Origin of the sequence: Paraburkholderia edwinii (assembly GCF_019428685.1) — a bacterium.
GTDB lineage: Bacteria > Pseudomonadota > Gammaproteobacteria > Burkholderiales > Burkholderiaceae > Paraburkholderia > Paraburkholderia edwinii.
The window spans coordinates 230,100-250,958 of the sequence record NZ_CP080095.1; the positions used below are offsets into that span (position 1 = coordinate 230,100).

Here is a 20,859-nt window from a genome sequence, read left to right on the forward strand (position 1 = left end):
GGATGATGCGGTTGTTGTCGGTACTGCAGCTTCTCCGGTTACTGCGGTTTCTGCGGTTGCGCATGTGTCTGCCGCCGCAGCGATTTCCAATGCTGACTCGATGCTTGACGTGCTCGACGAATGGGTCGAGCGCGGTTGGCTGCGCCCGCTCGATGCGGCATTTGCGCGATTTCTTTCTCGTGAGGCGTCGTCGGGTGTTGCGCCGCTGCTGATTCTTGCTGCGGCGCTCGCGAGCCATCAGCTCGGACGCGGTCACGCGTGCCTCGAATTGCAGGCGGCGCTCGACGATCCAACCTTTGTGCTGTCGCTGCCGCCTGACGATGCGATTGATCGCATGGTCGATGCGCCGACGCATGCGCCTACTGATCTGCTTAAGGGCGTGACGCTCGAGCAGTGGCTCGAAGCGCTCGATGATGCCGCGCTTGTGAATTCGGGTGCGGGGAATACGCCGCTGGTTTTAATCGGTACGCGGCTTTATCTGCGGCGGTATTGGCAATACGAGCAGGATGTTTGTGCGGGGATCGAGCGGCGATTGCATGCGTCGCTCGAGCGCGCGGAAGCGCTCGATATCGATGCGGTGCGCGCTACGCTTGATGTGCTGTTTCCGCCTTCCAACCGCGGCGTGGCGGGACAGCAGGCAGCCGACTGGCAGAAGCTCGCTTGTGCGCTGGCTGCGCGTAGTGCGTTCAGCATCGTGACCGGTGGGCCTGGGACGGGGAAGACGACGACTGTCGTTAAGTTGCTGGCTTTGCTGCAGGCGATTGCGTTGAGCGACAGCGCTGCTCGTGGAGCTGGTAGCGTTGGTACTGTTGGCGTGGCTGCCACTTCCGACGCTTCTGGTACTACTGGACGCCGCGTCCGGCCGCTGAGGATCAAGCTTGCCGCGCCGACCGGAAAGGCCGCTGCACGGCTTAACGAATCGATCGCGGGCGCGGTGGCGAATTTGCCCATCGACCGCCTTGCGAATGGCGTGCAAGTGTTAGACGCCATTCCGAAGATCGTGACCACACTGCATCGCGTGCTTGGCACACGCCCCGACAGCCGTCGCTTTCGACACGACGCGAGCAATCCGCTGCCCGTCGACGTGCTCGTAATCGACGAAGCGTCGATGGTCGATCTGGAGATGATGGCCGCGGTACTCGATGCGTTGCCGTCGACGGCGCGGCTCGTTCTGCTCGGCGATAAGGATCAGTTGGCGTCCGTCGAGGCGGGCGCCGTGCTCGGCGAGTTGTGCGAACGCGCGGCTCGCGGGCACTACACGCCGCAGACGCGCGAGTGGTTGCAATCGGCGACGGGTGAGCATGTCGACGACGCGATGATCGATGAGAACGGGACCGCGCTCGATCAGGCGATTGCGATGCTGCGCGAAAGTCATCGGTTCTCGTCGGCGAGCGGGATTGGGGAGCTGGCGCTGCGCGTGAATGACGGGGATGCGGCGGGGGTTGAGCGCGTGCTCGATGAAGACCGTGCCGACCTTGCGATGCTGACTTGCTCGGCGGGACATGATGCGCTGTTTAAGGCGCTGGTGGTCGATGGGGATGTAGGTGGGGGTGACGTCGCGGGTGCTTCAGCGTCAGCGACTGCGTCTGCGTCGGTGCTTCGACATGGTTATCGGCACTATCTCGAGACGATGCATAAGGGGCAGCCCGCTCGGGATGCCGATCCTGCAGCATTGGACAGATGGGCCGCTGAAGTGCTCGAGGCTCACGATGCGTTCCAGTTGTTGTGCGCAGTGCGGCGCGGGCCATGGGGTGTCGATGGGCTCAATAAGCGTATTGCACGGTTGCTGCACGAAGAAGGTCTGATCGACGCGCGCGGCGAGTGGTATGCGGGGCGGCCGGTGCTTGTCACGCGCAACGACTACGAGCTCGGGCTGATGAATGGCGATATCGGCATCACGCTTTCTTATCCGGGCAGCGCCGATGGACGCGGCGCGATGCGCGTCGCGTTTCCGGCCGCGGATGGGTCGGGTGAAATCAAGTGGGTGTTGCCGAGTCGTTTGCAGGCTGTGGAGACTGTGTTTGCGTTGACCGTGCACAAGTCGCAAGGGTCGGAGTTTGTGCATGCGGCACTGGTGTTGCCGGATCGATTTAGTCCGATTTTGACGCGGGAGCTGGTTTATACAGGAGTGACGCGAGCTCGTGCTTACTTGACGCTAGCGGTGCCTGAAGGGAAGGCCGTGCTTGAGGAAGCGGTGACGGCCAAGGTGCAGCGGGCGAGTGGATTGTTGGCGGGGTTTGGTGGCGGAGCTTGAAGCCGACTAAAGCGGAGACACCATGTTCCTGCTTCGGATGTCGATTGCCGCTGTCGTTGTTTCAATCGCCGCGGGTTGCGGGTCGCAGCCCATTGGGCCGGCGATAGCCGTGAAGCCGGGCCCCGGCAAACCCTTCGATGTTTATTTGCAGGACGATGCGCAGTGCAAGCAGCAAGCGAGGGAGCAGTTGGCGAAGCCCGCGAGCGTCGATTCGACGGGCAAGCTTGCTGCGCAAGAAGCGCAGATGAACGTGCAGCAGCGGTATTTCGCTTTCTATCTTCAATGCATGCGCGATCGGGGGAATACGATTTCGCAATAGGGCGGCATTCAGGCGCCCGCCGATTCGCGCGGCTCCACCTTGCGGTCGATCTCTGCGCGCGTCGGCAGCGTCTTCAGGTCATAGGCGATCTGGAGGTTCAGCCAGAATTCGGGCGTTGTGTCGAAATAGCGAGCGAGCCGATAGGCGGTATCGGCCGTGATGCCACGCCGCTCGTTCACGATTTCGTGCAGCCGCGTGGAGGGCACGCTCAGCGCCAGCGATAGCGCATTCACGCTCATTTCCAGCGGGACGAGGAACTCCTCCCGCAGGACTTCGCCCGGGTGGACTGCGCGCATTCCGTTCTTGACCATGTGAATTCCTTTTCAGTGGTAGTCGATAATTTCGACCTCAGTCGCACCGTCGCTCGTCCAGACGAAACAGATGCGCCATTGCCCGTTGATACGGATGCTGTGCCGATTCGTCCGATTTCCGTGCAGCGGCTCGAGCCTGTTGCCTGGCGGTGCGCGCAAGTCTTTTAGCTCATGGGCCGCTTCGAGCATCTGAAGCTTGCGCACGGCAACGGACTCAATCGACCGGAACCGCTTCGGCGACTCGCCCTTGTAAAGGGCTTCGGTATCTTTGCATCGAAACGATTCGATCATTTTGCGTAGCGTATTACGTTTTGCGTAATACGTCAATCGGGGTGGTGAGAAATGGTGAGGTGGATTCGGAGGCTGACGGCGTTGGACCGATTCCGGGCGTTGCGTTGTGGCTTGCTATCAGCTGCGCTCTGTTCACGGATGGAGGTGCGTGCGGCCTCGGGTGACACCATATAGACAGCGTCGCTCATGCGTAAGCTGGCCGAACGGCCAGTAATGGATGAACCGCCTGTGCGTGGGCTCTCGATTGACAGCGCTACTTTCTCTTTTTATATGGAGCGTGGGGAATAGAATGGGACGTCATGCGCACGCGCATTCGCGCCAGTTGTGCAGGCTTGGTTCACGCTCTAAAGCGGGCAAGAGGAGAACTGCATGGAGATGATCCTGGTGAGATCGAGAGCGATTCGCGCGGTTGGTTACGATCCCAGTACGATGCACATGCGGATTCGCTTTAAACAAGGAGATGCCTATGATTTTTGCGGGGTTCCTGCTCACATCTATCAAGGGCTAATGGACGCGTCGTCGAAGGGCACTTACTACAACGATCACATCAGGGACAAATATCCCTGCTAGCTCGACGAGGCAAGTGGCGACGCTTCAATGCCACTAACCAGCGCCCCGATGCGCCTTCCACGCTTCCACATAACGCAGCGCCTGCTCACACTGACTGAGCGTGAAAGCATGGAGACTCGACGGCACCGGATCGAATCCAAGCTCCTGTGCAACCCATCGAACGGCCTTAGCGCGCGCTTCGAAAACGCTGACCTTATCGCGCCGCGACTTCGCTTCCGCTAGCGGTTCAAGCATATCGTGCAGGCGGCTTTTTGCTTCTCGTAACGGCGCATCGGCGAGGCGGCCGAGCGGCACATTATGCTTGCTGCGCGGCCGCACGCCGATCCAGGCTGCGCACGACGTGCAAATCCATACTGCACCGTGGTCGTCGCGGTACGGGTAGTCCGCGTCGCCGAATTGCGCGAGCTGCGCACGCGCGTCGCAATAGTCGCAATGCGGTTGGGGGAGAGCTTTGACGGGGCGGCCGACTCGCACTGGGTCTTTCCTTCTTCGGGAGAAGAGATGTCACAGGATAGCAAGTTCGGGCGGCGGGCCGCAGCGTGCGGCGCACGAGGTGACGCCGAGGCTCTGAGGCGCGTGCTCATGCGTCGAGACGTTGAGCGATGATCGCGAGCAGATCGCGCCGCATGCCGAATTGACCCTCAACATCGTTTCCCGCTGAAGCACCGATCATGTATGCGAGCGCATGAAGCGCGGTATGTGCAGGCAAATCGCCGGCGACAGACCAAAAGCCGGCGCGACGATGTGGAAGCTGCGTTGCTTCACCGGCAAATAATACGATTTCGGGGCGTGTGCCTTCCAATGCGCAAACCATCGCGTGATTCGCGCCGACGCAATTCCAGCAAAACGCATCGTGCGCACGCGGCGACGGTCTGACTACATGCACGACGAGCGCAGCGCTTTCGGCGACACGGTCGCGTGCGATGGTCCAGGTCAGCATGCCGTCCAACGACGGCAGCCCGTCGAGCCACGACTGCATTTCACGTTCATTGAATCCCCACGCGCGCAATGCCACGTGCAAAGTCGATTGGCTGTTCTGCTCAACGTTCAGATCAAATGCGTGTTCACGCGAGAAGCTACCCGTAAGTTTGGTCATGTGACTAGCTTGGTTGTTTAGCGAGCCTCCATCTTGAATCGCGGTTGGGACAAACACTGTCCGATCAATCGATCGGTGCATTAAACCGCTCGTGAGATTTGCAATGTCCAATGGGCACAGCAACTAAGGACCCGTTTTGTCTCAACGGCAAGGCACAATCGATCTGATCTACGGCTTGGTGGCGTCAACAAGAATGCGAATAGGGTACGCAAGAGTCTCTATGGATGACCAGAATCTTGATCTGCAAATCGCTGCACTAAAGAATGCGGGTCGCGAGCGCATCTTCACTGATCAGGGTATCTCAGCAAACGCGGCGTTTTTCAGCGGTCGAGGCGACCGCTGACTTAGACTAAAACTGCTCGACGAGCACGCGTCGTTTGCCCCAGATTACCGATCGGCTGGCCCGATGCAGGAACCGCTCGTTCACGCCCCCATGCGCGAATGTTCTCGATTTGCTCTGGACTCGTCTTCGACAGTGGAACCACATTCTGAAAGCTTCGGCGAAACAGGTCATCAGAGACTGCAGCATCACCGCTCAGAAACGCCTCCTTGACGACTTCGCGAACCGCTGACTCCAAATCTGAGCCTGCAAATCCTTCGGAAAGCTCAACGAGTTCTCCCATCAGGCTTTCGTTGAGCTCGTACTTCAAACCGCGCTGGACATAGATGCTAATGATGTCTCTGCGCTCCTCAGTGCTCGGCAAGTCGACAAAGAACAGCTCGTCGAAGCGTCCTCGCCGGAGCAACTCGGGGGGCAGGCGAGATACGTCGTTGGCTGTGGCGACGACAAAAACCCGCGAACGAGCTTCCTGAAGCCAGTACAGGAACTGCCCCACCAGTCGCGTAGAGGTGCCCCCGTCGCCTGCTCCCGAGGTTGCCCCCGCGAGACCTTTTTCAATCTCATCAATCCAGAGCACACACGGCGCCACGTGGTCCGCCGTGCTCAATGCATCTTTCAGGCGCGATTCACTTTGACCAAGATATTGACCGTGTATCGTCGACAGGTCGAGGCGATAAAGCGGCATCTTCCAGTTCAGCGCAATCGCCTTGGCGGAAAGCGATTTCCCGCAACCCGGGACCCCGACGAGGAGAACGCCGCGAGGAGGCCGGATTCCGCGCTCTCGCAAATCAGCCGTGAGCAGAGGACGCTCCTTTTCCAGCCACGCCTTCAGACCGCCCAACCCTCCAACGTTGAGCTCTGAACCCCGGACCTGAACTCGCTCGATTCCTGAGATGTCCGCAAATATCCGGTCCTTAGCCTGCGTAAGTTCTTCGAGGTCGCTTTTGAGGATACTGCCATTCGCGAGCAGGGTCGCAATGATGTTGTCCGCCTCGATACGCGATACGCCTGTCAGAATTGCCGCTGCTTCGCGTTCGTCAGCATCGTCCCACTCAATTCGATAGTCTGAGCGGTACGCACCAATCTGCTCCCGGATGATTTCAAGCATCTCATCCTCGGAAGGCGCAGACAGTGTCAGCGACATCCCTAGCCGCTGCAACTGCCCCCAAACGGGCTTCGTCGTAATGATGACGATGACCCCGCCGTTATCTGCCGCCAATGTCACCGCGTCGAGCAGTTGGCGCGAGAACGGCGACTCATCCTCCGCGTCGGGTGCCTCGGTCAGAACAAATGTCAGATTCTGACGTTGCGCAATCTGCTGATTCGCATGGTCCAGCGCTCCGACCGTTGACCTGTCCTCGTTAGTAACGCGGTTCGACACAAGATCCCGAGTCCCTTGCGAGATGGAATGCACATACACCGGCGCATTGTTCAACCCTGACGCAATTTCCTTAAAGATGTCGAGCACTCGAGCGCGTTCAGAGCTGCGAACCGAGATGAACGGTACTCGCGCCTTCAGATAGCGGGTCAATGTTCGCTGGAACTCTTTTGTATCACTCATTTATTCAAACCAGAATGTTTCGACGACGCACCGGTCCCGACGGGCGGCCAGCGTCTGGCCTATGCGCCGCGCTGGAAGTGCCTACATCTGTAGGCTGAGGTATAGCCGCTGCGTGTGCCTTGAAATTGAGAAGGCTGCATTGTCTAATCGTGCTGGCGAGCTGACCGCTACGGTCATGCCTTGCACTATCTTCAAGCGAATTCTGCGCGGTTTGCGCGTACTGTGTTAGCTGCTGCTCCAGGCTACCGCGTAATTCCTCCGCGAGGACTGGCAAACTTGCCAACTGATATAGCTGAGCAAGCTTCTTTCGTGCATCGAGCATCGCACGCGCCAACGCATTGAAGTCTGCGCCCAAACGTATCCCACGAGACAGCTCGTCTGCAATGCGCTTTATTCTTGTGTCGAGCGCAGCGCTGACGCGCCTGGCAAACAGTGGCGCGACCCCGCCAGTCCAACTGAGCGTCCCTGAGCCCATCACGCTCAACGCGGCATCATCGTCAATGCCGGCTTCAAAATAGTCCAGGCATTCCGACCAGTCGGCATAAGTCGTTGGCACTTTCAGCGGTGCACTCATCACCTTACTTCACACGGCGTACGAACGGTGCAGCCGGTAACAGATCCCACTCAGGAAGTGCGCCGGCCAACACTTCATTTAGGGTGCGCTCCGCAGTTTGCTCCGCGCTGTCAGCGGGTCGGATAGTCTCTTTTTGGTTGCTCGAGACAGTAGAAGAATCGGCGTTGTCGGTGAGAAATTGACGGCTCATTTGAGGTGCTCCTCAGGCTGCGGACATAACGCGGCGCACACCATCGTGCGATGAAAGGATATGCTGGTCTGGCGAAATCGAGTCGATGAAGGTGGTCACTTCTACCGCGATCGCATCACGCCGTGCCAGGTCCCGACGCCACTCGACGAGTTCCGCAAGCGTAGCCTTGAGCGCTTGACTACACTGTTCCTTCTTTTTCGCCGCTTCGACTTCCACGCGTTTGCGCGCGTCCGCGATTTTCTTCTTCTCAATGAAGAACCAGCCGACAAACGCGGCTCCGATGATCGCGAGTACCCATCCGCTGGTAATACCTGCCAATATCAGCCCAACGCCCAGGATCAAGGCCACCCACTGCTTCGCACCCAGCTTCAGTTTTTCCAGAATCGCGTCACGCTCATGGTCCAGATACGCCCCCAGGCTCTCGATCAATTCTGTCTCGTTACTACCATCGCGAGTCCTGGCCGCCCATCCCTCAATCTCCAGGTCCACCTCGTCCGGTACATGCGAGCGGAAGGTAGCCGTCAAGTCGTCGTGAGCGTCTTTAATCCACGTGCGCGATAGTGCCGTCGCATAACGCTGCGTCGCCCGCGTCGCCTTGCTCAGTTGCGGGTTCATAGCAGCGTTCGTCAGAAGCTGCGTGAAGCTGACGCGCTCGTCGAGCATTTTGCTTTCGAGTGACTGGCGGCGCTGTGCGGCAGAGCGGTCGCCCTGCTCCTCGATAATCAACTGGTTGAGGCGGTCCTCGCGCCGCAACGGCAACTCCTCGTCGTCGAAATTTGTGACCAGCGAGTCGAGCAAATCGTCCACAGCGGCTTCGATGCTCCGCGCTGGCGTCAACGCGCCGTCGAAGATTCCGGTGAAGTGGTCTCGCACGACTTCATGCAGTGCGGCCTCGTTCAGCGAATCGTTGAGTTGCTGCCAGGTCGGGCTGAACCTGGACAGATGGTTGTAGTCCTTGGCTCGGTCAGTCGTGGGCAGCTTGCTAAGCAGACCGTCGCTCCACTGTTCGCGCTGAGTTTCAATGAACCCCACCTCTGCCGCGAGTTCCTCCACCCAAGCCTCGACGCGCTTCGTACACTGAAGGCGGACCTCCGTCCCCAGCGCGCCACTGGCCAGGGCATCGACCAGCACCACCGTCTGACGGTCGAGGCTCTTCGGGTCTTGCATCCCAAAGTAGCGGTCGAGCCAAGTGCGACACGCACTCCCTCGCCCGGCCCGCCGGCTAATAAGAGCAAAGAAGAGCGAGGTCTTTTCATCGTCACGGCGAATTGCCTCTGCGAGTGCGCGCTTGGCCAGTTCCTGGTGGTCGTTCAGCCAAGCGGCCAACGCGACGAGTGCCGGCGCGAGCCAGTAGCGCGGCGCCGTCAGCATCAACTCTTCCGTGGTCGACTTGATTGTCTCCGAGCGCACCACGTTGATGTCGGCCGCTTGCAGAATCCCCGTCGTGTGGCGGCGCACTTCGGCGTAGTAGCCGTAGGTCGACTCCAGTTCCTGCCGCACCTTGATTTGCCGTGTTTCGGCAAGGGCCAACTCTTTCGCGCGCAAATCCGCGGCAACAAACTGCATGAAAGCCTGTTCGAGGCGTGCCAGTTCGGAACGCGTATCGGCAAGCTCGGTCCCAACGCCGTCAACCTGTTGTGAGACAGCCTCGATGTCGCGATTCAGGCTTTTCAGCGCGTTATTGATGAAGGTCAGGTCTGCCGCCTGGATAATCCGCTCACTGGTGCTCATTTCTATCCTTTAACAATGGAAGTGTCGCCGCTCGCTGTGACGGCAATAACCTTGTCTGTGTAGACCTCAACGAACGCATATTGCGCGTGAACGGCTAATGCGCGTCCCCGCGCCAATAAAGGCGGTAACGACTCGAAATGCTTGTAGTGCTGGATGATGTTGCCCATTCGGTCCAGCGTGTGGACCTCGTAAGGCGGACCCAGATAGCATTTCGCCACGATTCCCACCGGATACTGGTCGATGGAGATGTCGGGAAACTCGTCGTTGATTGCAGCAACCAGCGCGTCGATAGCTTGCTGATTGTGTAAATGGCTGCCTGCGTCAAGCTTTAGCATGGCATCCATATAGCTCGCCGAGCGCTTCATTCGCAGCCTTGCGATCAGCTGCTCGGGAGATAGCGGCGTCGCAACCTTCCCGCTTGATGACAATGCCGTGGCTAACGCGGGAGCGGTCGTTCCCGGCGTAAGAAGCTTCCGTACCATAGAAAACTCTGTGGTCTTATGACTGCCGTTCTTTTGATTGTGGCTTCGCGCGCTCCAGCTACTGACATTCCCCCGCCGTAAGGCGCACGCAAAAACCTTCCCCGCTAACCGGACCAATGAGAGACCGGCCGATACATCGAGTAAGTCGAGTCAACTTTATTGAGAGGCATCGATTAAACGCCTTATCAGGTGGACATTCTACTTCTGTTATTTGCCTGATCCAAAGCGTTTTTAAATGCAACGCACGTTATTGAAGGTCATTAGTCCGTCTTCCCGGACTAGTCAGTTACATCCACTACCTTTTCAGTTCGGCTCAGAGAAATTTTATGCGCAACACATCGCCGAACTGTACTTTGTCGATGGGTGCGTTTCTCGCTCCCTTGTCGTTGTTGTCATTGCGTTTTTCTTCAACCCGGCGATAAGGCATCTGCTTCAGCTCCGCTCTACCAAGTCGCATCAACGAGCGCTGGCATGATTACGCCGGCGGCACCAACGAGATTGATCTGTGCGATGCCGTCGAGGGATGTCGGGTTTGGGTTGACTTGCACGACCATCGCCCGGCGCCTCGCGGCTAGAAGCGGCAACCCAGCAGCAGGCTGCACGAGCGACGACGTGCCGACGCTGAACAACACATCACATGCCTCGCAAGCCTCAACCGCCGCATCCCATTGAGACTTCGGCAACATCTCGCCAAACCAGACCACACCGGGACGTACATACCCGCCGCATCGCTCGCATTGTGGCGGCGCGAGGCGCCGGCCGCCTTCGGGCTCGTTAGGGATTCCGGCCGATAGTGTGTGCGGGTGTCCGCACGCGAAGCAAAACGGCCGGTTCAGTCGTCCGTGAAGATGCAGCACCTTGTCGCTACCCGCGCGTTCGTGCAGGTCGTCGACGTTCTGCGTAACCACATCGACGCGCGGCACTTTAGAAGCGATAGCGGCGATCGCCCGATGCGCCGCGTTCGGCTCGGCCTTCATCACCTGCATACGTCGCCATTCATACCAGCCCCAGACAAGCTCGCGATCACGCCTGAAGGCGTCGGCATTCGCCAGTTGCTCCGCGCTATAGCGCTCCCACAAGCCCGTCATCGCATCGCGAAACGTAGCAATTCCGCTCTCGGCAGAGACGCCGGCGCCAGTCAGGAAGACAACATGCTTTGCACCGCGCAGCGCGGTGATCAGTTCAGAGGGAATGGCGATGGACATGACAGTGCTCTCAGACTCCATGCAAGCAGCCGCGCGCAGCGGACAGATCACAGCAATTGACGATGCGTCGACTTTAGCGCGCGTCCAGGACACTTTCTGTCCCGATCGAAACGGAGAATCTCGTCAACGCCAAAGGAGAACCCGATGTATTTCCGTCACCGCCGTCCCCGCTATGCCGGCAGCTCGCTGGACGTTGCACCGACTGTGCGCTTGTGGGTGTTGCGCCTGCTTGTCCCACTTGGCGTGCACCGCGATCTGATTCGGCCTGATGGATTCTCCAATGATACGTTGGCCGAAGCGCTCGGACTCGGGAAGTGGATCGACCCGAAAGACGAAGAATTCGACGCAAAGGCAGTCCGGACCCGGTTGCGAGCACTCCATCAACAGGCGGAGGCGGAGTGCCGCGGAGAACGAATCTCCGAGTGCCTCGACAACAATATCGCGCGCCTTGCCGAGCTCGTCGGTCTTTCCGAAGTGGAATGCCGGATCCTCGAATTCGTTGTGATGCTGAACAACGAGAGGTTGCTCACCGATACGGCCGAGTGGCTTGGACAGTTGTCGTCGGCACGCGTCTTCCATGTGCTGTCCCTGTTGCTCGATATCGCCGAGCCCGACGTTCGTGCGGCGTTGAGCGGACGCGGAGCGCTCGCGAAGTCGGGTCTCGTGTCGCTCGACAGTGGATCGCACCTGATGCTGAGCGGCAAGCTCGATCTGCTCTCGGATAAGTTCGCCGATCATGTCATATCGTCCGACGCCGACCCGATCAGCCTGTTGCGCGATACGGTTGCACCCGTTGCTCGGGCAGAGCTGAAGCTATCTGATTACGCGCACATCGATTCGTCGCTTGCCGTGCTGCTGCCTTATTTGCGAAAAGCGCACATGTCAGCGCGAAAGGGCGTGAATGTGCTGTTGTACGGCGCACCTGGCACGGGCAAGAGCCAGCTCGCGAAAGCGCTGGCCGACAAGCTCGGCTGCGATCTGTTCGAGGTCGCAGCCGAAGACGAAAATGGCGATCCGATTGATGGCGAACACCGGCTGCGCGCGTTTCGAGCGGCCCAGAGCTTCTTCAGGCAACAGCAGGCGATGATCCTGTTCGACGAAGTCGAAGACGTGTTCAACGACACGAGCAGCGTTTTCGGAAGCAAGAGCACGGGGCAAACGCATAAGGCGTGGATCAACCGCATACTCGAAACCAACAGCGTGCCGACGCTTTGGGTGTCCAACTCCATCGACTGCCTGGACGCGGCTTTTATCCGGCGGTTCGACATGGTCGTGAAGTTGCCGGTACCGCCGAAGCGGCAGCGTGTGGCGATTATTGAAAATGCGTGCTCGGGTTTGATCGACACCCGGACCGTGGACCGGCTCGCCGATTCGGAAGTGCTCGCGCCGGCGGTTGTCGCGCGCGCCGCGTCGGTTGTTCTGGCGATCCGTCAGGATCTTGCTGCGCCGGATGCGGCTGCAGCGCTTGAACTGCTGATCAGCAATACGCTCGAGGCACAGGGTCATAAGCCGATTCGAAGCGCCAGCACCGATCGGTTGCCTGAAACCTATGACCCTGCGTTTGTTCATGTGGATGCCGATCTCGTCGCTGTCACTACTGCGTTGATCCGCAATCGCGCCGGACGCTTGTGCCTGTATGGGCCGCCAGGGACAGGCAAGACTGCGTATGGTCATTGGCTCGCGGAACAGCTTGGCGTACCGCTTCATGTGAAGCATGCATCGGATCTGATGTCGAAGTGGGTCGGCGATAACGAGAAGAATATTGCGGCCGCGTTTCGCGAAGCCGAGCAGGACGGCGCGATGTTGCTGATTGATGAAGTCGACAGTTTTCTTCAGGACCGGCGAGGCGCGCGCGCGAGTTGGGAAGTCAGTCTTGTCAATGAAATGCTGACGCAGATGGAGCGGTTTCCCGGTGTGTTCGTGGCTTCTACGAATGTGATGGAGCAACTGGATCAGGCGGCGTTGAGGCGCTTTGACGCCAAGATCCGGTTTGGGTATTTGAAGGTGGAACAGGCGTGGATGCTGTTTTGTCGGCATTGTGACGCGCTTGGGTTTATGAAGCCGTCGGTGGATCTCAAGGCTCGGGTTGGGAGACTCGATCGGGTTACGCCGGGGGACTTTGCGACGGTTGTGAGATGGCATCGGTTTAGTGCGATTGCAAACACTGGTGAATTCCTTGCGGCGATCGAAGCGGAATGTGGGTTGAAGGAAGGTGGGCAGCGGGTGGTGGGGTTTGTGTGAAAACAAAACGCGAATCGCATTTGCGATGCCAAACGCATATAACAAAACGAAAGAAATTAAAGCGCCGAAATAAATAACATGAACCATTTAGAAGATGAATGGAAATGCCGATAACCGTTGTGCGCCGATATGACTGCAGTTGAAGTTGAGATTGGAAGAAATTTGGGAACCCCATGCTGTCAACACTAGATGAAGCCCTCCTGCGCGTCCTCCCGACTGAGCGCGATAGCGAACCGTGGCTGTCAACGTCAGACGCTCTCAAGAGATTGCAGGGACGAGGACACGACGTCTACCGGCGTCTCGTGCTGCGGCATCTGACCGCGCTCCAGAAGAGCAAATTTGTCATCTCGCGCGGAGAGGGTCGTGGCTTTGTCTGGCAACGCAAGCCGTGGCTTCATGGCGTGCGCGAAGGTAGTGGTCTTATGAGCGCTTCGGAAGCCGTTGCATTTCATGTCCTTCAACGGTTCGCCGGGAACAAGCTACCGGAGGCGGTGATGCAGGACATCGCTCCGTTCTTCAAAGCAGCCGAAATTCGGCTTTCACAAGAGAAGGCCGATAGCCGTGTCTACCGCGCCTGGTCCGAAAAGATCGATTCGGTCGATGGGACATTCAAGCTGAATCGGCCTCCAGTGAATGTCGAGACGTTCAAGGTCGTTGCAAGCGCAACGTTCTTTGAGCGTGAAGTGATCGTGCAATATCGCGCTGCATATCGCGGAGAACAGACGGAGGAGCCTGTGCCGAAGACACTTAGGCCTCTCGGGCTCGTGGAATCCGCCGCTGTCATGTACTTGATTGGGGAAGATCCGCGGCATGCGCCTGATCCCGCGAAAGGCAAGCATGAAGCATTGCGTAGCCTCTATCGACTGGATCGTATCGTCAAGGCCACGGACTCAGGCAAGTCGTTTCAATATCCGAAGGACTTTGACCTACGCGAGTATGTGCAGACGCGGCGTGAGTTCGACTTCATGACGGAGGCGCCCGTTAAGCTCGAGTTGGCTTTTATCGATGGCTCAGGGAATCATCTTAGGGATGCGCCTATTTCTCTTGATCAGAAAATCAGCTCACTGAAAGATGGACGGATGAAGGTATCGGGAACGGTTGTACCCAGTCTAAAGCTTAGGTGGTGGCTTCGTTCACTGGGGACTGCGGTAGAGGTGCTCGCGCCCGTGAAGCTGAGGGAGGAGTTTGCGGAGACGTATTGGCAGTTGGCGAAGTTGTATAGGAAGTGATGAGGGGACAAGCCACTTCCACTCCAAGGCTTTTTGTTCCCGCAATTTTCAAGACGTGCGGGCACCCGTCCCATGCATCATCCGTCGAGCGTCGAGTTCCACACCCGACTCAGCAGTCTACGATCGATCCGACAAAGTCGAAACGTAAAGAAAAGGCTTATGGCATCTAATCTCTCTTGGCTCGACCACGACGCCGCAGCGGCGCAGCGTAGCCTCCATATACTTTCATTCTTCGATGAGCGCGAGGCTCGCGACGAACTGGGTATCGGCGGCATCCGTGACTCAATCGCAGATCAGTTGTTCCCCAGAACATCAACGATTCAGACGCGTCTGCGGTATGTGTTTTTTGTGCCTTGGCTCTTCAATCAGCTGGAATCCAAGTCGACCGCTTCGTCGGCGTTTCCGGGTGCCGCGCGGAACGCGGAAATACGCCTATTGAAAGAACTTATAGAAAATACCTCAGCGGACGAGCCTGGCGTAATCGGCCGCGACGCAGGCAAGGCACTAAAGCGGCTACCAAGCTCCGTTTATTGGGCTGCCTTGGGTAGTTGGGACATGCGCAGAACGCGTGTGTCGCTGCAACAGTACTTCTCTTTGGCAGACAGGCGTCACACGATGCAGCGCACGCGGCGCAAGCGTGACGACAACGAAGATCACGACGGCGATCCAGCTAGCAGCGCATGGGATACACAGCTCGTCAAACTGTGCCCCGAAGATTTCCCACTCGGGGTGAATCTGAAGCTCACACGTGAAGAGGCAGAGTTCCTTCTCGACCGCTGGTGCAAACAGCATCCGGATTCGTTACTCACCTGGCTCGCTCGCGATCTCTCGGAAGGCCGTGCGATGACCGAGGTTGATTACATCTGGAATCATCCGCGCCGGCATGACTTTCCACGCGAGATACAGCCACTGATTGACGATGCACGCCGTTTCAACGTACTGATGCACGGCGCCGCATTGCTGTACAACCTGCTCCTTGCCGAGCTCGAACCCCGCCGTGTTGATAGCGTCGATCTCGCTGAACAATATCGCGAACAACTCAACGCATGGGCAGCGAACAAATTGCCCGCCTGTGACGCGTGGGATCTAGATGCGTTCTGGAAACGGGTGATTGATAAAGGCCACTCGATCAGTGGAGCTACTCAGGAATTTGTGCAGACATGGCTAGATCGAGCGCTACGCGAGCATACTCAGATTGATGAGTCGCAAGCTTGTCGAAAGCTCATCGAGGCCCGCGAGATCAAGCTCAAGGATAAGCGGTCACGCTTTACGAATATGGCCGCACGGTCACAGTGGGGTGGTCGAGCCGGACTTGTACCACTGGGTTATCGATGGCCCGTGGCTAGCAACTTTTTGCGTGAATGGCACGAAGGATGGAGCGCGGCATGATCAGTCCCGAACAGCGTAGCATGTTGACCGACGCGCTGACCCCACCCGACGGCTATCGTTTTGACTGTGGCGTAGCGACCACCTACTCCCTCGACCTCATCACATTACTGACGCTACCCCTTCACCTCGCACGTCGCGATACCGAAGACGTTTCGCCTGATCGGCCCGACCCGTTACCGGTCCTGGAGGCACTTCGGCGTATGGGAGATCGACTCACCGTCTTTTGTCAGCGCGGGCGACTCCAGATTCCGCGCAAGGCCAACGCATTACTCGGCCTCCTCGAAAGTATGGTTCACGAAGCGCAAGCCCCACATGGCGGCGTTTTTCACCCGAAGGTCTGGCTGCTGCGCTTCGAGCCTGGCGACGCCAACCATGGGGAGGCAGCCATGTTGCGTATGCTTGTACTCACGCGCAACCTCACCGACGACCGCTCATGGGACCTTTCACTTTGGCTTGAAGGTAAAGTAGGCAAAAAAAAGCTCAACGAAAACAAGTCGCTCGTACGATTCATCGAACGTGTCTGCGAAATGAGCACGAAGGCAATCAGTGCAACACGAAGCGAGCAGATTCAGCTACTTTCTACCGATGTGCATCGTACAGTATGGGAACCGCCGGGACAGTACGAATGGACCCGATTTCATGCGCTCGGCATCGAACAAAAAGCAGCGAAGTGGCTACCCGAAGCGGACGGCGGCCTGCCTTGGGACGAACTCGGTGTCGTGTCTCCGTTTGTCACACAAGACACTTTGAGCGAATTGGCAGCAAGCGCGAAAGAACCGCTCTTTCTCGTGTCGCGAAGCGAAGAACTCGACAAGCTCTCTTCGCTAGAAGACTTTTCAAATGTCCACGTCCTAAGCGACCAAGCGGTCGTGGGCGATCTCGAAGACGACGACTCTCAACGTCAGCGTGGCCTGCATGCGAAGGTCTACATTGGTAGACGTACGTGGTACACGCATCTGTTCGTGGGATCAGCGAATGCGACCGCCGCGGCCCTCAAAGGCAGAAACGTCGAGTTCATGGTCGAGTTGATCGGCCGCACGAGCAAGGTCGGCACACCCGCAGACTGGGTAGGCAATGAGGGCTTGGGTCCATTGCTTGTTCCCTATTCCCGATCCGATCTCGAAGATCCAGAAAGACTTGCGGACGAACGCGAACTCGAGAAGCTTCGTGACGCGCTGGCTCGCGCGGACCTATCGCTTCACTGCAGCAAATGTGAAGAAGGTTGGGCAGTCGATCTGCACGGGCTCAACGTTGTCGACTACTGCGGCGTAAAAGCTCATGCGTGGCTTGTGACGCAAGACGAGGAGCGCGCGGTGTCAATCGGCGGGGAGCCTTCTCATGTCGTCGCGCATCCCGTCGGGCGACTAGGCATATTCGCGCCTCATCACGTTACGTCCTTCACCGGCTTTGGCCTTGCCTTCGGCGCTGCAACCCTGCGATTTGCGATGCAACTTCCGTTGCACGGAGGGCCCGAGGACCGAGACCTCGAAATTCTACGTGCGGCTATTCGTAACCGCGAAGGACTGATCCGCTATTTGATGTTGCTGCTTGGCGATTGGTCGGGAGATGAAGGTAATGAGTATGGCGCAGGTGCGCTCGGTGAAAAGCGTGCTCTTGCACGTAATGAAACGCCGTTATTCGAGATGCTGGCTCGCGCATTTGCGCGCGAGCCCGATCGACTCACCCGGGTTCACGAACTAGTGAAGCGGCTTCGCGATGAAACAACCGAAGATGACCCAATATTGACCGACGATTTCATTGGGATTTGGTCTGTATTCGAACACGCTCTATCCGAAGAGGAAGGCAAATGACGCGTAATTTCCAGGCAAGCACGCTTCTCAGGGGGCTGAAGGACTTCCAGCGCGCGACCGTCGAATATGTATTCGCACGCATGTTCGATGAGAACGATCCTGCCATGCGCTTCCTGGTTGCCGACGAGGTGGGTCTCGGCAAAACGATGATCGCCAAGGGCGTGATTGCAAAGACGATCGACCATCTGGAGCGTACCGGCGAACGTCTTGACATCGTTTACGTGTGCTCTAACGCCGAGATTGCGGCTCAAAACATCAAGCGCCTCATGTTGCCGGGCCAATCGATGATCCCCCACGCCACGCGACTGACGCTTTTGCCGCTCATCACTGATAAGTTGGACAGCCGTCGGGTGAACCTTATCAGCTTCACGCCGGGGACAACGTTCGGCAAGAAGAAAGGCGGCGGCCGTCGCACGGGCCGCAAAGAGGAGCGGCGTCTCATCTATCAAATGCTCCGTGAACTAGATGGTGTTCACGATCGGGGATTCCGACATGCACTGAGGGGCAGCGCTGGTGACTACTGGGACACCGAGGCACAAATTGTCATCAAATATGATAAGGCTATCGAGCAGGAGTACCGCGAGAGGGTCGCTGAAAATTCAACGCTACTCGCGGAACTGCGTGAAATAGCAGTGGTGTACAGCGATCGCCGCATGAAGATTAGCGAAATTAATCAGGCGCGTTGTATGAAGCTAATAGGTGACCTCCGTGCACTACTCGCCCGCGTGTGCTTAGTCGCTCTTAAGCCAGCGCTTGTCATTCTCGACGAATTTCAGCGCTTTAACGAACTCTTTGACGATCCGGAAGCGGGGGAAAATCCAGCCGCCGAACTAGCACACCAGCTCTTCAATTACGAAGGTCGGGCACGTGTACTGCTGCTCTCCGCGACGCCCTATAAGATGTTTGCGCGAGATGACGAAGACGAAGACCACTACGCCGACTTTCTCCACACATTGCGGTTTCTGTTTCCGGGAGATCGAGAAACGATCGCGGCTTTAAAGGCAAATATATCCGCGCTACGCACGGGAATGCTCGGTACGAAGAATATGGCTGGACTCGCCAAGCTTGACCCGGTAAAAAACAGAATCGAATCGGCGCTGAAACGCGTAATGTGTAGAACCGAGCGTGTAGAAGCTACGCAGCACGCCGACTCCATGGTCGTAGAGCGGCCTCTCACACCACAGTTGAGTCAACGTGACTTAAAGGACTTCAGAGCGCTCGAGGAACTCGCAGATGAGCTCAAAGAGCGCGAGACGATCGAATACTGGAAATCGAGCCCTTATCTGCTCAATTTCATGGGCCAATACGCGTTCAAGGACGCGGTTCGTGAACAAACTGGCAGCAAGACCTCGGGCATCCATGCAGCGTTTTCCGAGCGGAACCTCGCATTACTGGAAAAGCGTGACATCAACGGCTACAAAGCAATCGATCCGGGTAATGCACGTCTGCGTGCACTGATTGATCGAATCGATACCGAAGGGCTGTGGAAACTGCTATGGATGCCGCCGTCGATGAAATACTGGGGCGCGGGCGGTGAATACAAGCAGATCGGGTCGGTCAGCAAGCATCTCGTTTTTTCGGCCTGGAATGTCGTGCCCGACGCACTCGCTGCTTTGCTGTCCTTTGAGGCGGAGCGCCGCATAGTAAGTGACATTGATCGCAAGCTCAAGTACACCGAGATGCCACGCCGTTTCGGGCAACAATTGCGCTTCTCAAATTCCCCTGATGGCAGACCGGCAGGCATGTCAGCGCTTTTACTCGCATTTCCGTCACAAGCTCTCGCGCGAATCGTTGACCCCCTCAACCTGCATGATGACGGAATCACCGTCCCGACTTACGCAGCGGCGCGTGAGCACGCAATGAACTTAATCGGGCCGGCTCTCAGACCACTCGTGAACTCCCGCGTTACCGATGGGCCCGTGGACAGGCGCTGGTATTGGGTGGCACTCGCACGGATAGAAGCAGTCCAACACCCCGAGGGCCGCCGATGGTGCTCGGAACGCTGGGCGGAGGCACGCCTTGCCCGTCACGACGATGATGCGGACTCGTCGACCGGATTCGACGCGCACGTAAGATTTTGGCTCGACGCGTGGGACAACAAAATTGAAGAGCTCGGACGCGTGCCTTCCGATCTTATAGAAGTCCTCGCGGACATCGCGCTCGCTGCTCCGGCGACGTGTGCGCTACGGACACTCTCCAGGATTTGGCCACACGGGGAAACGCCCAGCGAGATGTTAGACGCGGCAGCGCGCATTGCGGAGGGCCTGCGTAGCCAATTCAACTCTCCGCGCGCGGTTGCCATGCTAAAGGCCGTAGAGGACGAAGACTCGTACTGGCAAAGCGCGCTTCAGTATGGCGCGGACGGCAACTTGCAGGCCCTGCTGGACGAATACGCACATATCCTATTCGACTCACATGGACTCGGCGAGCGTTCTGCCGCAGAGGGCTACGAAACGCTTGCCAAAGCCATGTTTGAAGCTATGTCGTTGAGAAGCGCAACGTTGCGCCCCGACGAAATCGTAGTGCAAGACGGTAGAGTCAGCGTGGCCCCTCTTGATACAGCAATTCGGACGCATTTCGCATTGCGGTTCGGGACCCAGGACGAGGAGGAAGGCGCTGTCGCGCGAAAGGAGTCGGTACAAGCTGCTTTTAACTCGCCGTTCTGGCCATTCGTACTTGCGTCGACGTCCATCGGACAGGAGGGACTCGACTTTCACTGCTGGTGTCATTCGGTCATTCACTGGAACCTGCCGTCAAACCCAGTCGACATGGAACAGCGCGAAGGTCGAGTTCACCGCTACAAAGGCTACGCGGTGCGCAAGAACGTGGCGAGCTGCCATGGAGAGGCGGCCCTGCGGCGCGCGTCTCACGGGAATTTAGATCTCTGGAATGGTCTTTTCAACCTGGCCGTCGAAAACCGCCCTGCAGACTCAAACGATCTGATCCCGTACTGGATTTACGAAACCGAGGGAGGTGCGCGCATCGAGCGTACGGTGATGGCGCTCCCACTCAGCTGCGACGAAGCACGCTATCGTCGCCTCAAGCGAAGTCTTGCGCTCTATCGCTTGGTCTTCGCTCAACCGCGCCAGGAAGACTTGCTTGCGTGTCTCGAGCAAACCATGAGCGAGAACGATGCAAAGCGCGAAGTAGCGCGCTGGAGGATTTCACTGCGACCAGACTCTACTCCAGGTACTCCAAGGAACTGAGCACCGTTCAAATTTATCCCCACGACATCAAACTCGCGGTAGCCATAGGCTCCCAGCTA

19 protein-coding genes and 1 pseudogene are annotated in these 20,859 nt (G+C 57.9%); 9 read left to right on the forward strand and 11 right to left on the reverse strand.

The window, feature by feature from the left end; all coding sequences use genetic code 11:
• The first annotated feature begins 100 nt into the window (after positions 1 to 100).
• Together recD and KZJ38_RS00995 are read left to right on the forward strand one after the other, a co-directional pair.
• Positions 101 to 2,254, forward strand: coding sequence for an exodeoxyribonuclease V subunit alpha (recD, locus tag KZJ38_RS00990; protein WP_246641597.1), 2,154 nt, complete (start codon positions 101 to 103; stop codon positions 2,252 to 2,254).
• A gap of 22 nt (positions 2,255 to 2,276) precedes the next feature.
• Positions 2,277 to 2,573 (forward strand): hypothetical protein, encoded by a 297-nt coding sequence (locus tag KZJ38_RS00995; RefSeq protein WP_219798384.1) that lies wholly within the window; start codon positions 2,277 to 2,279, stop codon positions 2,571 to 2,573.
• Between the two features lie 8 nt (positions 2,574 to 2,581).
• Here KZJ38_RS00995 and KZJ38_RS01000 read toward each other — a convergent pair whose 3' ends face one another.
• Both KZJ38_RS01000 and KZJ38_RS01005 read right to left on the reverse strand, forming a co-directional pair.
• Positions 2,582 to 2,884: a HigA family addiction module antitoxin gene (locus KZJ38_RS01000; RefSeq protein ID WP_219798385.1), complete on the reverse strand. Its 303-nt coding sequence runs from the start codon at positions 2,882 to 2,884 to the stop codon at positions 2,582 to 2,584.
• Positions 2,885 to 2,896: 12 nt separating this feature from the next.
• Positions 2,897 to 3,175: a type II toxin-antitoxin system RelE/ParE family toxin gene (locus tag KZJ38_RS01005; RefSeq protein WP_219798386.1), complete on the reverse strand. Its 279-nt coding sequence runs from the start codon at positions 3,173 to 3,175 to the stop codon at positions 2,897 to 2,899.
• 369 nt (positions 3,176 to 3,544) lie between these two features.
• Between KZJ38_RS01005 and KZJ38_RS01010 the strand changes: the two genes are divergently transcribed.
• Positions 3,545 to 3,745: a KTSC domain-containing protein gene (locus KZJ38_RS01010; protein WP_219798387.1), complete on the forward strand. Its 201-nt coding sequence runs from the start codon at positions 3,545 to 3,547 to the stop codon at positions 3,743 to 3,745.
• A 33-nt stretch (positions 3,746 to 3,778) separates the two neighbouring features.
• Here the strand turns inward: KZJ38_RS01010 and KZJ38_RS01015 are convergent, their stop codons facing one another.
• Together KZJ38_RS01015 and KZJ38_RS01020 are read right to left on the reverse strand one after the other, a co-directional pair.
• Positions 3,779 to 4,219 carry a zinc-finger-containing protein gene (locus tag KZJ38_RS01015; RefSeq protein WP_219798388.1) on the reverse strand — a complete coding sequence of 147 codons (441 nt, stop codon included), beginning with the start codon at positions 4,217 to 4,219 and terminating at the stop codon, positions 3,779 to 3,781.
• 106 nt (positions 4,220 to 4,325) lie between these two features.
• Positions 4,326 to 4,922, reverse strand: a complete 597-nt coding sequence (locus tag KZJ38_RS01020; protein WP_219798389.1) for a hypothetical protein — start codon at positions 4,920 to 4,922, stop codon at positions 4,326 to 4,328.
• Between the two features lie 112 nt (positions 4,923 to 5,034).
• Here KZJ38_RS01020 and KZJ38_RS01025 point away from each other — a divergent pair.
• Positions 5,035 to 5,145, forward strand: a pseudogene (locus tag KZJ38_RS01025) (recombinase family protein); the annotation flags it as partial.
• A gap of 40 nt (positions 5,146 to 5,185) precedes the next feature.
• Here KZJ38_RS01025 and KZJ38_RS01030 read toward each other — a convergent pair.
• From KZJ38_RS01030 to KZJ38_RS36320, 7 genes are all read right to left on the reverse strand, one after another.
• Positions 5,186 to 6,742 carry an AAA family ATPase gene (locus tag KZJ38_RS01030; protein ID WP_219798390.1) on the reverse strand — a complete coding sequence of 519 codons (1,557 nt, stop codon included), beginning with the start codon at positions 6,740 to 6,742 and terminating at the stop codon, positions 5,186 to 5,188.
• Positions 6,743 to 6,746: 4 nt separating this feature from the next.
• Positions 6,747 to 7,316, reverse strand: a complete 570-nt coding sequence (locus KZJ38_RS01035; RefSeq protein ID WP_219798391.1) for a hypothetical protein — start codon at positions 7,314 to 7,316, stop codon at positions 6,747 to 6,749.
• Between the two features lie 4 nt (positions 7,317 to 7,320).
• A complete protein-coding gene (locus KZJ38_RS01040; protein WP_219798392.1) occupies positions 7,321 to 7,506 on the reverse strand; it encodes a hypothetical protein in 186 nt (61 codons plus the stop codon).
• Positions 7,507 to 7,518: 12 nt separating this feature from the next.
• Positions 7,519 to 9,237, reverse strand: a complete 1,719-nt coding sequence (locus KZJ38_RS01045) for a hypothetical protein (protein WP_219798393.1) — start codon at positions 9,235 to 9,237, stop codon at positions 7,519 to 7,521.
• Between the two features lie 2 nt (positions 9,238 to 9,239).
• Positions 9,240 to 9,719, reverse strand: coding sequence for a hypothetical protein (locus tag KZJ38_RS01050; RefSeq protein ID WP_219798394.1), 480 nt, complete (start codon positions 9,717 to 9,719; stop codon positions 9,240 to 9,242).
• A gap of 443 nt (positions 9,720 to 10,162) precedes the next feature.
• A complete protein-coding gene (locus KZJ38_RS01055; RefSeq protein WP_219798395.1) occupies positions 10,163 to 10,924 on the reverse strand; it encodes an SIR2 family NAD-dependent protein deacylase in 762 nt (253 codons plus the stop codon).
• Positions 10,925 to 11,047: 123 nt separating this feature from the next.
• The gene (locus tag KZJ38_RS36320) at positions 11,048 to 11,662 is read right to left on the reverse strand and encodes a hypothetical protein (RefSeq protein WP_246641825.1); all 615 of its coding nucleotides are present in this window, start codon (positions 11,660 to 11,662) and stop codon (positions 11,048 to 11,050) included.
• A gap of 141 nt (positions 11,663 to 11,803) precedes the next feature.
• On the opposite strand from KZJ38_RS36320, the gene KZJ38_RS01060 reads away from it, so the two are divergent.
• The 5 genes from KZJ38_RS01060 to KZJ38_RS01080 all read left to right on the forward strand — a co-directional run bounded on the left by KZJ38_RS01060 (position 11,804) and on the right by KZJ38_RS01080 (position 20,800).
• Positions 11,804 to 13,165, forward strand: a complete 1,362-nt coding sequence (locus KZJ38_RS01060; protein ID WP_246641821.1) for an AAA family ATPase — start codon at positions 11,804 to 11,806, stop codon at positions 13,163 to 13,165.
• A gap of 173 nt (positions 13,166 to 13,338) precedes the next feature.
• Positions 13,339 to 14,394: a helix-turn-helix transcriptional regulator gene (locus KZJ38_RS01065; protein ID WP_219798396.1), complete on the forward strand. Its 1,056-nt coding sequence runs from the start codon at positions 13,339 to 13,341 to the stop codon at positions 14,392 to 14,394.
• A gap of 159 nt (positions 14,395 to 14,553) precedes the next feature.
• Positions 14,554 to 15,783 (forward strand): DUF6361 family protein, encoded by a 1,230-nt coding sequence (locus tag KZJ38_RS01070; protein WP_219798397.1) that lies wholly within the window; start codon positions 14,554 to 14,556, stop codon positions 15,781 to 15,783.
• Positions 15,780 to 17,594: a phospholipase D family protein gene (locus tag KZJ38_RS01075; protein WP_219798398.1), complete on the forward strand. Its 1,815-nt coding sequence runs from the start codon at positions 15,780 to 15,782 to the stop codon at positions 17,592 to 17,594. The genes KZJ38_RS01070 and KZJ38_RS01075 overlap by 4 nt, the downstream gene beginning before the upstream one ends.
• Positions 17,591 to 20,800 (forward strand): helicase-related protein, encoded by a 3,210-nt coding sequence (locus tag KZJ38_RS01080; protein WP_219798399.1) that lies wholly within the window; start codon positions 17,591 to 17,593, stop codon positions 20,798 to 20,800. Before KZJ38_RS01075 ends, KZJ38_RS01080 begins: the two co-directional genes overlap by 4 nt.
• Positions 20,801 to 20,859 lie beyond the last annotated feature (59 nt).

Bases quoted from the DNA above. Each gene is read 5' to 3' on its own strand.
- KZJ38_RS01045 (WP_219798393.1), bottom strand. From the start codon at position 9,237: ATGAGCACCAGTGAGCGGATTATCCAGGCGGCAGACCTGACCTTCATC.
- KZJ38_RS01005 (WP_219798386.1), bottom strand. From the start codon at position 3,175: ATGATCGAATCGTTTCGATGCAAAGATACCGAAGCCCTTTACAAGGGC.
- KZJ38_RS01040 (WP_219798392.1), bottom strand. From the start codon at position 7,506: ATGAGCCGTCAATTTCTCACCGACAACGCCGATTCTTCTACTGTCTCG.
- KZJ38_RS36320 (WP_246641825.1), bottom strand. From the start codon at position 11,662: ATGATCGGCGAACTTATCCGAGAGCAGATCGAGCTTGCCGCTCAGCAT.
- KZJ38_RS01030 (WP_219798390.1), bottom strand. From the start codon at position 6,742: ATGAGTGATACAAAAGAGTTCCAGCGAACATTGACCCGCTATCTGAAG.
- KZJ38_RS01000 (WP_219798385.1), bottom strand. From the start codon at position 2,884: ATGGTCAAGAACGGAATGCGCGCAGTCCACCCGGGCGAAGTCCTGCGG.
- KZJ38_RS00995 (WP_219798384.1), top strand. From the start codon at position 2,277: ATGTTCCTGCTTCGGATGTCGATTGCCGCTGTCGTTGTTTCAATCGCC.
- KZJ38_RS01075 (WP_219798398.1), top strand. From the start codon at position 15,780: ATGATCAGTCCCGAACAGCGTAGCATGTTGACCGACGCGCTGACCCCA.
- KZJ38_RS01060 (WP_246641821.1), top strand. From the start codon at position 11,804: ATGTCAGCGCGAAAGGGCGTGAATGTGCTGTTGTACGGCGCACCTGGC.
- KZJ38_RS01050 (WP_219798394.1), bottom strand. From the start codon at position 9,719: ATGGTACGGAAGCTTCTTACGCCGGGAACGACCGCTCCCGCGTTAGCC.
- KZJ38_RS01070 (WP_219798397.1), top strand. From the start codon at position 14,554: ATGGCATCTAATCTCTCTTGGCTCGACCACGACGCCGCAGCGGCGCAG.
- KZJ38_RS01080 (WP_219798399.1), top strand. From the start codon at position 17,591: ATGACGCGTAATTTCCAGGCAAGCACGCTTCTCAGGGGGCTGAAGGAC.
- KZJ38_RS01035 (WP_219798391.1), bottom strand. From the start codon at position 7,316: ATGAGTGCACCGCTGAAAGTGCCAACGACTTATGCCGACTGGTCGGAA.
- KZJ38_RS01065 (WP_219798396.1), top strand. From the start codon at position 13,339: ATGCTGTCAACACTAGATGAAGCCCTCCTGCGCGTCCTCCCGACTGAG.
- recD (WP_246641597.1), top strand. From the start codon at position 101: ATGCTTGACGTGCTCGACGAATGGGTCGAGCGCGGTTGGCTGCGCCCG.
- KZJ38_RS01055 (WP_219798395.1), bottom strand. From the start codon at position 10,924: ATGTCCATCGCCATTCCCTCTGAACTGATCACCGCGCTGCGCGGTGCA.
- KZJ38_RS01020 (WP_219798389.1), bottom strand. From the start codon at position 4,922: ATGCACCGATCGATTGATCGGACAGTGTTTGTCCCAACCGCGATTCAA.
- KZJ38_RS01010 (WP_219798387.1), top strand. From the start codon at position 3,545: ATGGAGATGATCCTGGTGAGATCGAGAGCGATTCGCGCGGTTGGTTAC.